This window comes from Microbulbifer hydrolyticus, assembly GCF_009931115.1.
Taxonomy (GTDB): Bacteria; Pseudomonadota; Gammaproteobacteria; order Pseudomonadales; family Cellvibrionaceae; genus Microbulbifer; species Microbulbifer hydrolyticus.
The window spans coordinates 3,024,031-3,036,094 of sequence record NZ_CP047491.1 but is presented as its reverse complement, the minus strand read 5'-3'; the positions used below and the strand labels follow the sequence as shown (position 1 = coordinate 3,036,094).

The window sequence follows — 12,064 nt, the reverse complement described above, 5'->3', positions numbered from 1 at the left end:
TGGGGGAGAGTTGCATTCACCGATTCTGGATTGATACAAAACAATAAAAGCCAATCAAAAGGAAGTTATGGTTGATGTCCGTTCATTTCCCTGGCGAGAATAAAGTGACTCCGTCCATGGTCGCGCAGAATATTGCGCGCACCAATCCGCTACCCGCAGCTTTTTTGCTGATGGCGGGTAGTTTTTGCCTGGCATACCTGTGTAAACACTTCCTTTCCCTCAATAGCGGCGTCGCTGCCATCTGGCTGGCGGATGCGCTGACCATAGCCTTTTTGTACCGGTTTCCTGTCAGGGCTTGGGCACTACTGCTGTCCGCTTCTTTCGTTGGCTGCGTGGTAGCGGCCATCGCCAGTGGCCTGGAATTTTTTATCGCAGCTCTGTATTCCCTTGCCGGCGTGGTCGAGTCGCTGGTGGCGGCGGCGCTGTTGCGCTTTTTCTGCGCCGATGGCGATTTTTTTGGTAGCGTGTGGCGCTGGGTGCGCTTCCTGTTTTTTGGTGCCTTTCTTTCGACGGTCGCAGGCGCTGGGGTCGGGGCTGGCGTTGCCGCGACTTTTCGTGGTCTGGCATTCAACGACGTTTTTGTATCCTGGTATCTGGCGGATACCATCGGGATCAGCGTATTTTTGCCCTTTATTCACTTGCTCAGCAAGCAAACCAGGGGGGCGCTGCTTTCACTTGGGCCTCTCGTCCGGTTTCTTGGCGTGGCCCTTGTTTCTCTTGCCAGTATCTTCCTGATACTGCAATTCTTTTCTTACCCGTTTGTCTTTGTCGCACTGCCACTCATCTGGGCCGCCTCGCGGCTGGAACTATCTCAGACCTTGCTGTTGGTGTTTTCCGCGGTGCTGATAGTGCTGGCGGTTTTCATCAACGGGGATCATTGGCTGCCGGAGGAAATTCACGGGATTGATCGCCCTCTGGATTTTCTTCCTCTTTATGCGGGGATGATCCCAGCCTATGTGATGGCGGTGGCGTCGAGCGTTGAACGCAAGCGCAGCCAGCGAATCATCGAGGTTGAAAGCAGTTTTCGGGCCGCCATGGGGTCGTCGCGCATCGGGATGCTGCTTGTGTCTCTGGATAACCGGATCATCCAGTCGAACCCAAGCTTTTGTCGGTTTATCGGCTATTCCGATGTGGAGCTGCGGGGGTTGAATATCCGGGAAGTCATCGGTACCGAGGAGCGGAATCTGGGGCAGCAGTCCTCAGCTAGCGGTGAAGGCTACAATGGCGGAAATCTCTTGTTCGATTTCGAGCTGGGGTACGTCCAGGACGCCGAGTGGCGTTTTATGCGTAAAAATGGCGAGCAGGTGTGGGGGCACTGGTCCTGTAGCCTGGCGCGAGGCGCAAACAATGATCCGCTGTACGCCGTTGTTCAGGTTGAGGATATTGACTGGCGAAAGCGCAGTGAGGCACAGCTGGCCAAAGCGGAAGAACGCTGGAAATTTTCGCTCACGGTCACCGGCCAGGTGGTGTATGACTGGGACCTGGTTACCGGAAAGACGTTTTACTCAGAGTGGCTCAATAGCGGCGTCGGTATTGATGCGGAAGATCTCGCCAGCCGCCACGACTGGCTTGCGCGGGTAAGCACAGAGGATCGCGATGGTCTGTTGCGCGCGCAGCTTGCGCACATTAGTGGTGAAGCCAGGGAAATCGACTGCCAGTACCGCGTGCGTACGGATGGTGGGGAGTACCGTTGGATTCATGAGATTGCCCGAGTAATAGAATCTGATGACCAGGGGCAGCCGGTGCGCTTGATCGGGCTGCTGCGCGATATCACTGAAAACAAACAGATGGCGCGCTCGCTCGAAGAAGAAAAAGAGCACTTGCAGGTGACATTGAATGCGATCGCCGATGCGGTGATCGCCACGGACCGGCGGCGACGGATCACCTTCATGAATCCGGTGGCGGAGCAGCTTACCGGCTGGTCGCTCAATGAAGTGAAGGGACGCGATATCGACCGCGTGCTTCAGCTGTCTTCTGGTCGCGAAGGCAAGCCGGTCAGCAGCCCGGTGGAAGAGTGCCTGCATCATGTGATGCCGTTTATCTCCGCTGAAGGCTCTGTGTTACACAATCGCAGTGGTAACAGCTACGACGTCAAGTGCTCAGCATCACCGTTGCGTACCGGGAGTGGCCATGTCCTTGGCGCGGTGCTGGTGTTTCAGGATGTAACCGAGACACGCCAGTTGATCCGTCAGCTTCGATACAAAGCGCATCATGACAACCTGACCCACCTCCCCAACCGGGAAGCATTCAAACGCGACCTGCTTGAAGCGGTTGCCTCGGTAAGAAACAACGAGATTGTCCATACCCTTGCCTATATGGACCTCGACCGTTTCAAAGTGATCAACGATAGTGCTGGCCACCAGGCGGGCGACGCACTGCTGCGAAACGTTGCCCGGTTCTTGAAAGGCCAGCTGCGAGAAACCGATAGCGTTGCACGCCTCGGCGGCGATGAGTTCGGGATTTTGCTGCGTGATTGCAATAAAGAGCAGGGACGCCTGCGTTGCGAGCAGCTGGTGAGAAAAATTATCGCACTCCGCTTCCCCTGGGCAGGGCGCGTATTTGATGTGGGGGCCAGTGTCGGGCTTACGGAAATACGTCGTGACAACAACCATGTGGCGGACCTGATGAGCCAGGCTGACGTGGCCTGTTACTCGGCGAAGCACGCGGGCCGAGGTGTGGTGATGCTGTACGAAGCCGACAGCAGTGCAGCCGCGGACCAGCACCGGGAAATTCATATGGCCTCACGTATTCGTGAAGCGCTGGATGAAAACCGAATGCTGTTGTACGCGCAGCCCATTGCCAGCGCGTCTGACCCTTCCCATATCAGTCATTATGAATTGCTGGTGCGGATGGTGGATTCGGATGGCTCCCTTATCGCCCCGGGTGCATTCATTCCTGCCGCTGAACGCTACGGTCTGATGTTGCAGATCGACAACTGGGTAATGAATGAATTCCTGCGCACCAAGGCGCAAGCAGCGGCAGCCAGTGGTCTCAGCTTTGCCATGAACCTGTCGGCGGAAGCGATTGGTGACGGCGAATTCCAGAAGAAGTTGATCGCGCTGTTGGATGATGCGGAGCTGCCTTCTGAGCGCCTCGGGATTGAAATTACCGAAACCGCGATGATCAACCAGATGGAAAGTGCCAGTGAATTTGTGGCAGCCCTGCGGGATATGGGGTGTAAGGTGGCGCTGGACGATTTTGGTAACGGTCTCAGCTCGTTCAATTACCTGAAAGCTTTCTCGATCGATTACATCAAAATCGATGGCAGCTTTGTGCGGCAGGTTGACTCGAATTTTGTGGACCTGATGATTGTGGAGTCAATCAACCAGGTGGCCCATCGCCTGAATGCGCGCACAATTGCGGAGTTTGTGGAGGATGCGGGCACCGCTGAGCGGCTTCAAAAAATTGGTGTGGACCTTTTGCAGGGTTTTCATATCGGCCGGCCCAGTCCTCTGGAGGACGTATTGGCCGCAGCATGCGAGAGAGGCGTGGTGAAAACCGACAGCAGCCTGAGGCAAACTGGCGAAGGTGGTGAAGAAAATCGTCGAAGTGAGGTTGAGCTGGAAACCTGAACTGGCGCGTTGGCGTCGGTTCAGGTTCCTGAGGCTGCTAATTACTGGGGGATTTTCCCCATATGCTTGCCCACAATCTGCAGGAGTGGTTTGAACACTTTAGGCGTGGCGCAAACCAGATTGCCGGATTCCAGATAGTCATTGCCGCCGCGGAAGTCACTGATGAGCCCGCCGGCCTCTTTTACCAGCAGGGAGCCTGCGGCGATATCCCAGCTGTTCAGATACATCTCCCAGAAACCGTCGAAGCGGCCCGAGGCTACGTAGGCCAGGTCAAGCGCCGCAGCGCCGGGCCTGCGGATACCCGCAGTCTGCCCGGCAACGTCCTTCATCACGGCCAGGTAGGCATCGATGTTATCGAACGACTCGCCGTTGAAGGGAATGCCGGTGCCGATCAGCGCGCCTTTCATGCCCTGGCGACTGGAAACGCGGATGCGACGGCCATTCAAAGCGGCACCGCGACCACGGCTGGCGGTAAATTCTTCACGCTTGATGGGGTCGAGGACCACGGCGTGCTCGATCTGGCCGCGGTAGCGGCAGGCGATGGAAATGGCGAAGTGGGGCATGCCATGGATGAAATTGGTGGTGCCGTCCAGCGGATCGATGATCCACTCGTATTCCGGTTCGGCACCTTCCTGAAGGCCACTCTCCTCGGCGAGGATACTGTGTTTGGGGTAAGCCTTGCGCAGGTGATAGATGATCTCCTGCTCGCTGGCCTTATCCACTTCCGTCACGAAATCGTTGCGCCCTTTCTCTTCAAACTTCATCAGGTCGCCACGCTCCCAGGCGCGTTCGATCAGTTCACCGGCCTTGCGCGCTGCGCGCAGGGCAATATTCAACATGGGTTCCATAGGAATTCCGCGATCAGTTGTGGATGTCTTTGTATATGGTAAAAAGCAGTGCCGGGCCAGCCGGGGTCGCGATTGTAGGGATTCTTGTGCAATTTTGCTACACTCCGCGCCCGTTTTGTAACAGGCCCTAGTGTAGCCACTCCGACCGGGTAACTCATATGGCGACTTCTCCTTCCGAATCAGCATCGAAATCGGCCTCCCAGGGCGCGCTGGCTGCGCTCGACAATATCCGAGTGGTGCTGGTCAACAGCGCCCACCCGGGAAATATCGGTGGCGCCGCCCGAGCGCTCAAGAATATGGGGCTCAGTCAGCTGTATCTGGTACAGCCGCGGGAGTTTCCTGCCGCCAATGCCGTGTGGCGTGCCGCGGGTGCCGCGGAGCTGCTTGACAGTGCAGTTGTGGTGGAGACCCTGGAGGAGGCGGTGGCCGATTGTGGACTGGTAGTCGCGACCAGCGCCCGCGAACGCCGCATCCCGTGGCCTCTGTTGACCCCGCGCGAGTGCGGCCAGCGCGCTATCGCCGAGGCGCAGTCGCACCCGGTCGCGTTGGTGTTCGGGCGCGAGGACCGCGGTCTCACCAATGAGGAACTGCAGGCCTGCAACTTCCATGTGCATATCCCCGCGAATCCCGATTACAGCTCCCTGAACCTGGCGACCGCTGTCCAGGTGCTGGTGTATGAGGCGCGTATGGCGGCGCTTGAGGCGGACAGGGGAGAGGCGCTGAGCTACGCCGACTGGGATCGCCCTCCCGCTAGGGCCGAGGATATGGAGATGTATTACGAGCATCTGCAGCTGGCCCTCGGCGAACTCGGGTTTATCGATCCGGATAATCCCCGGCAGACCATGACCCGGTTGCGTCGACTGTTCAGTCGGGTGCGCCCGGATGATATGGAGCTGGGTATATTGCGCGGCATGCTCACGGCCATCCAGAACCATATTCACCGCTCCGGCGGAAAGGGGCGGCCGGACTAGCCCTGCTGCTCGCGCTGGTTATGCCCGCGGCGCCCGTGGATAGGTTGGTGCTGCCGCGTTCCATAACGAAATGGTATAACCAGCCGCCAAATACCCGACTGTAATACTCGGCTATATACTTGACTGAAGTAGTGGGTTATTCCATACTCGCGCCCCGATTCAGTGGTACTGGTACGGGCTGCAGGGCCCACAGACCGGGGCGACAGGAAGGGGCTTTCGAGGAGAGAGTATGCGGTTAACAACCAAAGGGCGGTATGCGGTCACGGCAATGCTGGACCTCGCACTGCACGCCGAGCGCGGCCCCATCAGTCTGGCGGACATTTCAAAGCGCCAGGAGATTTCCCTGTCCTACCTCGAGCAGCTGTTTTCACGCCTGCGACAGGCTGGGCTTGTTTCCAGTGTGCGCGGCCCCGGCGGCGGTTACCGCCTCGCCCGGTCCACCGCAGAAATCTGTGTGGCGGAAATCATCGATGCGGTGAACGAGTCCGTCGATGCCACCAGCTGCGGCGGTAATAGTGATTGCTCGGGTGGTGAGCAGTGTCTTACTCACTACCTGTGGACGGATCTCAGTCAGCAGATTCACGGCTTCCTCAACGGCATTAGCCTGGCCGACATGGTCGCCCGGGCCGAAGTGCAGGAAGTCGCCCGTCGCCAGGATGGCCGCGCGGTCGGCGATACGCTGGATCAGGTAGTAGAACAGAAAGTGGCGATTATCGGCGGCTTGCAGTAAGGTGCCGGCCGCCCGGTCAGGCAAGTGGGCCTGATCACCGGAAATTCGAGCTTAATCAGCGACAGCAGTATGGCGCCGGTGAAACATCGGCGAGTGGAGAGAAAAGATTATGAAGCTTCCCATTTACCTGGATTATTCGGCAACTTGCCCGGTAGACCCGCGCGTCGCCAGTAAGATGGCGGAGCAGATGACCATGGAGGGCAATTTCGGTAACCCGGCCTCCCGCTCCCACCTGTTTGGCTGGAAGGCGGAAGAAGCGGTAGAAGATGCCCGCCGCCAAGTGGCGGAACTGGTCAATGCCGACCCCCGTGAAATCGTCTGGACCAGCGGTGCTACCGAGTCTGACAACCTGGCCATCAAGGGTGCAGCCCACTTTTACCAGGGGCGCGGCAAGCACATCATTACCTCCAAGATCGAGCACAAGGCGGTTCTCGACACCTGTCGCCAGCTGGAGCGTGAAGGCTTCGAAGTTACCTACCTGAACCCGAAAGAAGACGGCATCGTCTACCCGGAGCAGGTGGCAGAAGCGCTGCGCGAAGACACCATTCTGGTCAGCCTGATGCACGTGAATAACGAAATCGGCGTGATCAATGATATCGCCGCTATCGGCGAGCTTTGCCGCGAGCGCAAGATCATTTTCCATGTGGATGCGGCCCAGAGCGCCGGTAAAATCGACATCGACCTGGCGGAAATGAAAGTGGACCTGATGTCCTTCTCCGCCCACAAGATCTACGGCCCCAAAGGCATCGGTGCGCTGTACGTGCGCCGCAAGCCGCGCGTGCGTATCGAGGCCCAGATGCACGGTGGCGGTCACGAGCGCGGCATGCGTTCCGGTACCCTGCCGACCCACCAGATCGTGGGCATGGGTGAAGCCTTTCGCATTGCCAAAGAAGAGATGGCGGAAGAGCGCAAGCGTCTGACCGCACTGCGCGATCGCTTCTGGAGCCAGATCAGCGATATGGAAGAAGTGCATATCAATGGCTCTGTTGAGCAGCGTGTGCCCGGCAACCTGAATGTGAGCTTTGCCTTCGTTGAAGGTGAGAGCCTGATCATGTCCCTGAAGGATCTGGCGATCTCTTCCGGTTCCGCATGTACCTCCGCGAGCCTGGAGCCCAGCTACGTATTGCGTGCGCTGGGTGTGAACGACGAGCTGGCCCACAGTTCCCTGCGCTTCAGCTTCGGCCGTTTTACCACGGAACAGGATGTGGATACCGCTGCCAAAGAAGTAAGGCAGGCAGTGGAAAAGCTGCGTGAACTGTCGCCCCTCTGGGATATGTACAAGGACGGCGTTGATCTCAGTACTATTGAATGGGCAGCACACTGATTGCTGCTTGCAGGCGGCAATGGAAACGAATTGAGAGGGTATAGTCATGGCCTATAGCGATAAAGTAATTGACCACTATGAACACCCCCGCAATGTGGGTCGCCTTGATGACAAGGCGGACAATGTGGGAACCGGCATGGTCGGGGCCCCGGCCTGTGGTGACGTAATGCGTCTGCAGATTCAGGTGAATGACGACGGCATCATCGAGGATGCCAAGTTCAAGACCTACGGCTGTGGTTCGGCGATTGCCTCCAGCTCCCTGCTCACCGAGTGGGTAAAGGGCAAAAGCCTGGACGAAGCAGCGCAGATCAAGAACACCGAGATTGCCGAAGAGCTGGCTCTGCCCCCGGTGAAGATTCACTGCTCTGTACTTGCGGAAGATGCGATCAAGGCCGCGGTGAACAATATCCGCGAAAAGCGCGGTGAGAAATCCGAAGAAGCGGCGAGCTGAGCGACTCGCTCAGCCTGGTAAAGACCGGTAAGGAGTAGCAACCGACATGGCAATTACCATGACCGAAGCGGCCCGGGCCCACGTTGCCAAACAATTGGCGAGTCGTGGCAAGGGTATCGGTATTCGCGTCGGCGTGAAGACCGCCGGCTGCTCTGGTATGGCTTACGTACTGGAATTTGTCGATCAGGCCGAGACGGAAGATACCGTGTTTGAGGCGGGCGACGTGAAGCTGATCGTCGACCCCAAGAGCCTGGCTTACCTGGATGGCACCGAGCTGGATTTCGTCAAAGAAGGCTTGAACGAAGGTTTTGCCTTCAGAAATCCGAACGTCAAAAATGAGTGCGGCTGCGGCGAAAGTTTCCACGTGTAAACGGGAACTTGTCTGGCAGCATAAGGCCGGGTGCGCAAGTGCATGCCGGCCTTTTTGTTATTCGGGAAAGCGATATGCAGCAGAATCATTTTGAAATTTTTGGGCTGCCGGTCTCATACCAGATTGACCGCAGTGCGCTGGTCAAGCGTTACCGCGAATTGCAGCAGGAGTTTCACCCGGACCGGTTTGCGGCAAAGTCTGAGCGCGAGCAGATGCTTTCCATGCAATATGCCGCGCAGATCAATGAGGCCAATAATACCCTCAAGGATCCGGTCGCCCGCGCCGCCTACCTCCTGCAACTGGCCGGGGTGGAAATCAAACCGGAGCAGACCACTGCCGATGGTGAATTCCTGATGCAGCAGATGATGCTGCGCGAGCGGCTCGAAGATGTGCGCGGCGCATCCGACCCCGAGGCCGAACTGGATGATCTCGGTGGCGAAGCATCGGAACTCTTCAAGGCCCAGGAAGTGTCCTTCTCCACGGCCCTGCAGGCAAGTGACCTGGACGGGGCCAAAAGCGCATTACTCAAACTCCAGTTTCTCGCCAAGCTGCAGCGGCAGATCGAAGAGCTTGAAGAAGATTTACTGGACTGAACCGGATTTATTGTTAGCACTATGGCACTACTGCAGATTTCTGAACCCGGCCAGACGCCCGAACCCCACCAGCGCAAGCGCGCGGTCGGTATCGACCTCGGCACCACCAACTCCCTTGTGGCGACGGTGCGTAGCGGTACTGCGGAATCGCTGGCTGCGGAAGACGGCCGGGTGATTCTGCCCTCCGCGGTGCGCTATACGGAAGCTGGCGTGGAAGTCGGCTATGGCGCCCGTGCCGCGGCTGGAGATGACCCCTACAACACCCTGCTTTCAATCAAGCGGTTTATGGGGCGGGGGCTGGCAGACATCAAACATTTCGGTGATCAGCTGCCGTACCACTTCGCTGAAGATACCGGCGGCATGCCCGCGATCGAAACGGTCTCCGGTGCGGTAAACCCCGTGCAGGTCTCCGCGGAAATCCTGAAAGTGCTGGCCAGGCGTGGTGCTGAATCTCTCGGTGGCCCGCTGGATGGTGCGGTGATTACCGTGCCTGCCTATTTTGATGAGGCCCAGCGCCAGGCAACCAAGGATGCGGCCAGACTGGCGGGTCTGAAGGTATTGCGCCTGCTGAACGAGCCCACTGCCGCGGCCGTCGCCTATGGGCTCGACAAGCCCGACGATGCCGGCGATGTGGCGGACAAGACCATCGCCGTATATGACCTTGGTGGCGGTACCTTTGACATTTCCATCCTGCGCCTTTCCAAAGGTGTATTCGAAGTGCTTTCCACCGGTGGCGACAGCGCGCTGGGCGGGGATGACTTCGACCGCGCGGTGGCCGAGTGGATGGCCGCGCAGGCGGGGCTCGGTACCGACCACGATGCGGCAACCCAGCGCAAGCTGCTGAATATTGCCTGTGCGGCCAAAGAGGCGCTTGCCAGTGAACCCGCTGTAGCGGTGAGCTACGGCAGCTGGTCAGCCGAGCTGAGCCGGGAACAGCTTGCCGAGCTGTTGGACCCCCTGATTGCCAAAACACTGCGCGCCTGCAAGCGCGCCCTTCGCGACGCGGACCTGTCTGCCGCGGACGTTGAGGAAGTCGTGCTGGTGGGCGGGTCTACCAGAACCCTGCGAGTGCGTGAAAAGGTGCAGGAATTTTTCGGCCGCCAGCCCCACGCCGATATCGACCCGGATCAGGTGGTTGCCATCGGTGCCGCCCTGCAGGCGGATGTACTGGTGGGCAACAAGTCCCGTGAAGACCTGTTGCTGCTGGATGTAATCCCGCTGTCGCTGGGTATCGAGACCATGGGCGGTCTCACCGAAAAGCTGATCCATCGCAACACTACCATTCCGGTGGCCAAGGCCCAGGAATTCACCACCTTCAAGGACGGTCAGACCGCCATGGCGATCCATGTGGTGCAGGGTGAGCGCGAGCTGGTACAGGATTGTCGTTCCCTGGCCCGCTTTGAACTGCGCGGAATCCCGCCGATGGTGGCCGGCGCCGCACACATCCGGGTGACCTTTCAGGTCGATGCCGACGGGCTGTTGTCGGTTACCGCGATGGAGAAGAGCAGTGGTGTGCAGGCGGAAATCACCGTCAAGCCGTCCTACGGGCTGGGGGATTCCGATATCACCCGGATGCTGCAGGATTCCTACGCCAATGCAGAAGAGGATATTGCCGCCCGTGCACTGCGTGAGGCCCAGGTAGAGGCGGAGCGTACGCTGGAGGCCATGCTGGTGGCGCTGCAGGAAAACGGCGCCGAGCTGTTGAGCGAGAGCGAGCTCAACGCGCTTGAGCGCGCCATGGAGGCGTTGCGTCTGGCCCACAATGGCGGCACCGCAGAAGAAATTCGCAGCCGCATCGAAGAGCTGAACACGCTGTCCGAGCCCTTTGCTGCGCGGCGCATGGATAAATCCATCAAGCGCGCCATGCAGGGCCACAGCCTGGATGAATTCGACAAGCCCTGAAGGGGCCATTCGACAAGCCCTGAGGGGCGGTCATGACTGAGAGTTGAGAATATGCCGAAGATTGTTTTCCTGCCCCACGAGGAATTGTGCCCGGAGGGCAAGGTCATCGAAGTCGAGCCCGGTATCACCGTCTGTGATGCGGCGCTTAAGCACGGTGTCGAGATCGAACACGCCTGTGAAAAGTCCTGCGCCTGTACCACGTGCCACGTCATCGTGCGCGAGGGTTTCGACTCCCTCGGCGAGCCGGACGAGCTGGAAGAAGACCTGCTGGACAAGGCCTGGGGGCTGGAGCCTGAGTCCCGCCTGTCCTGCCAGGCGGTTGTGGACGAGGAAGACCTTGTCGTCGAAATTCCCAAGTACACCATCAACCAGGTTTCCGAGCGCCACTGACCGGCCGCGGGAAGCCTTCGCCAGAAGAGTGTAAAACCATGAAGTGGACGGATATTCACGATATTGCCATCGAGCTCTGCGACGCTCACCCGGACGTCGACCCCCTGCGGGTCAATTTCGTCGATCTGCGCCAGTGGGTGGTGGACCTGCCGGGCTTTGACGATGATCCCGACCGCTGTGGCGAGAAGATTCTGGAGGCCATCCAGGCCGCGTGGATCGAAGAAAGCGAATAGGCACATCCACAGTACAAACTTCACTCGACTACGCGTATAATCCGCGCTCCGCGAGCTGGATTGGTTAATTAATCGTCAGTTTGCCTGTTGAGAGAATTCAGGGAAGAGCAACTCCGGTTGCTCTTTTCGTATCTGAAAGAAACACAGTTTTTTAAAACGCTAGCAATGGAGAAAACCATGGCCCAGGAACGCACCCTGTCCATCATCAAGCCGGACGCCGTCGCCAAGAATGTAATCGGTGAAATCGAGAGCCGCTTCGAGAAAGCCGGTCTGCGCATTGTCGCCATGAAAATGGTTCAGCTGTCTCAGGAAAAAGCGGAAGGCTTCTACGCTGAGCACAAAGAGCGTCCTTTCTTCAAGGACTTGGTTGAATTCATGACTTCCGGTCCGGTTGTGGTTCAGGTTCTGGAAGGCGAGAACGCCATCCTGGCCAACCGTGACCTGATGGGCGCAACCAACCCGAAAGAAGCCGACGCTGGCACTATCCGTGCAGACTTTGCTGATAGCATCGATGCCAACGCGGTACACGGCTCTGACTCTGCGGCTTCCGCTGAGCGCGAAGTGAGCTACTTCTTCTCTGCAGAAGAAATCTGCGCACGCTGATTGCGCAACTGCCGCACCGGTGCCTGCCGGTGCGGCAATGTTCCCGATTTGGCACCGAATTTAAGTCGCACCCCCGG

The 12,064-nt window shown here is 58.4% G+C and carries 12 protein-coding genes; 11 read left to right on the top strand and 1 reads right to left on the bottom strand.

The genetic code is table 11. The features are described 5' to 3' along the window. Positions 1 to 74: 74 nt before the first annotated feature. A complete protein-coding gene (locus tag GTQ55_RS13020) occupies positions 75 to 3,572 on the top strand; it encodes an EAL domain-containing protein (RefSeq protein WP_161859132.1) in 3,498 nt (1,165 codons plus the stop codon). Positions 3,573 to 3,613: 41 nt separating this feature from the next. On the opposite strand, the gene GTQ55_RS13015 is transcribed toward GTQ55_RS13020, so the two are convergent. After that, a complete protein-coding gene (locus GTQ55_RS13015; protein ID WP_161859131.1) occupies positions 3,614 to 4,420 on the bottom strand; it encodes an inositol monophosphatase family protein in 807 nt (268 codons plus the stop codon). A 158-nt stretch (positions 4,421 to 4,578) separates the two neighbouring features. On the opposite strand from GTQ55_RS13015, the gene trmJ reads away from it, so the two are divergent. The 10 genes from trmJ to ndk all read left to right on the top strand — a co-directional run bounded on the left by trmJ (position 4,579) and on the right by ndk (position 11,987). After that, entirely contained in the window at positions 4,579 to 5,391 is an 813-nt protein-coding gene (gene trmJ, locus GTQ55_RS13010) for a tRNA (cytosine(32)/uridine(32)-2'-O)-methyltransferase TrmJ (protein ID WP_237567669.1), read from the top strand. Between the two features lie 229 nt (positions 5,392 to 5,620). Continuing rightward, complete coding sequence (gene iscR, locus GTQ55_RS13005) at positions 5,621 to 6,121, top strand: Fe-S cluster assembly transcriptional regulator IscR (RefSeq protein WP_161859130.1); 501 nt, start codon at positions 5,621 to 5,623, stop codon at positions 6,119 to 6,121. A 109-nt stretch (positions 6,122 to 6,230) separates the two neighbouring features. Beyond that, positions 6,231 to 7,445: an IscS subfamily cysteine desulfurase gene (locus tag GTQ55_RS13000; RefSeq protein WP_161859129.1), complete on the top strand. Its 1,215-nt coding sequence runs from the start codon at positions 6,231 to 6,233 to the stop codon at positions 7,443 to 7,445. 46 nt (positions 7,446 to 7,491) lie between these two features. Next, positions 7,492 to 7,896 (top strand): Fe-S cluster assembly scaffold IscU, encoded by a 405-nt coding sequence (iscU, locus tag GTQ55_RS12995; protein ID WP_161859128.1) that lies wholly within the window; start codon positions 7,492 to 7,494, stop codon positions 7,894 to 7,896. 46 nt (positions 7,897 to 7,942) lie between these two features. Beyond that, positions 7,943 to 8,266 carry an iron-sulfur cluster assembly protein IscA gene (gene iscA / locus GTQ55_RS12990; RefSeq protein WP_161859127.1) on the top strand — a complete coding sequence of 108 codons (324 nt, stop codon included), beginning with the start codon at positions 7,943 to 7,945 and terminating at the stop codon, positions 8,264 to 8,266. A 74-nt stretch (positions 8,267 to 8,340) separates the two neighbouring features. Continuing rightward, positions 8,341 to 8,859 carry a Fe-S protein assembly co-chaperone HscB gene (gene hscB, locus GTQ55_RS12985; protein WP_161859126.1) on the top strand — a complete coding sequence of 173 codons (519 nt, stop codon included), beginning with the start codon at positions 8,341 to 8,343 and terminating at the stop codon, positions 8,857 to 8,859. Positions 8,860 to 8,880: 21 nt separating this feature from the next. After that, positions 8,881 to 10,761, top strand: a complete 1,881-nt coding sequence (gene hscA, locus GTQ55_RS12980) for a Fe-S protein assembly chaperone HscA (protein ID WP_161859125.1) — start codon at positions 8,881 to 8,883, stop codon at positions 10,759 to 10,761. 51 nt (positions 10,762 to 10,812) lie between these two features. Next, positions 10,813 to 11,151, top strand: coding sequence for an ISC system 2Fe-2S type ferredoxin (fdx, locus tag GTQ55_RS12975; RefSeq protein WP_161859124.1), 339 nt, complete (start codon positions 10,813 to 10,815; stop codon positions 11,149 to 11,151). 38 nt (positions 11,152 to 11,189) lie between these two features. Next, positions 11,190 to 11,384: a Fe-S cluster assembly protein IscX gene (gene iscX, locus GTQ55_RS12970; protein ID WP_161859123.1), complete on the top strand. Its 195-nt coding sequence runs from the start codon at positions 11,190 to 11,192 to the stop codon at positions 11,382 to 11,384. A gap of 177 nt (positions 11,385 to 11,561) precedes the next feature. Further along, on the top strand, positions 11,562 to 11,987 hold the full coding sequence (gene ndk, locus GTQ55_RS12965) for a nucleoside-diphosphate kinase (RefSeq protein WP_161859122.1): 426 nt from the start codon (positions 11,562 to 11,564) through the stop codon (positions 11,985 to 11,987). Positions 11,988 to 12,064 lie beyond the last annotated feature (77 nt).

Coding starts and splice junctions, on each gene's coding strand:
- trmJ (WP_237567669.1), top strand. CDS start 4,579: ATGGCGACTTCTCCTTCCGAATCAGCATCGAAATCGGCCTCCCAGGGC.
- iscA (WP_161859127.1), top strand. CDS start 7,943: ATGGCAATTACCATGACCGAAGCGGCCCGGGCCCACGTTGCCAAACAA.
- hscA (WP_161859125.1), top strand. CDS start 8,881: ATGGCACTACTGCAGATTTCTGAACCCGGCCAGACGCCCGAACCCCAC.
- GTQ55_RS13015 (WP_161859131.1), bottom strand. CDS start 4,420: ATGGAACCCATGTTGAATATTGCCCTGCGCGCAGCGCGCAAGGCCGGT.
- GTQ55_RS13000 (WP_161859129.1), top strand. CDS start 6,231: ATGAAGCTTCCCATTTACCTGGATTATTCGGCAACTTGCCCGGTAGAC.
- ndk (WP_161859122.1), top strand. CDS start 11,562: ATGGCCCAGGAACGCACCCTGTCCATCATCAAGCCGGACGCCGTCGCC.
- GTQ55_RS13020 (WP_161859132.1), top strand. CDS start 75: ATGTCCGTTCATTTCCCTGGCGAGAATAAAGTGACTCCGTCCATGGTC.
- fdx (WP_161859124.1), top strand. CDS start 10,813: ATGCCGAAGATTGTTTTCCTGCCCCACGAGGAATTGTGCCCGGAGGGC.
- iscX (WP_161859123.1), top strand. CDS start 11,190: ATGAAGTGGACGGATATTCACGATATTGCCATCGAGCTCTGCGACGCT.
- iscR (WP_161859130.1), top strand. CDS start 5,621: ATGCGGTTAACAACCAAAGGGCGGTATGCGGTCACGGCAATGCTGGAC.
- iscU (WP_161859128.1), top strand. CDS start 7,492: ATGGCCTATAGCGATAAAGTAATTGACCACTATGAACACCCCCGCAAT.
- hscB (WP_161859126.1), top strand. CDS start 8,341: ATGCAGCAGAATCATTTTGAAATTTTTGGGCTGCCGGTCTCATACCAG.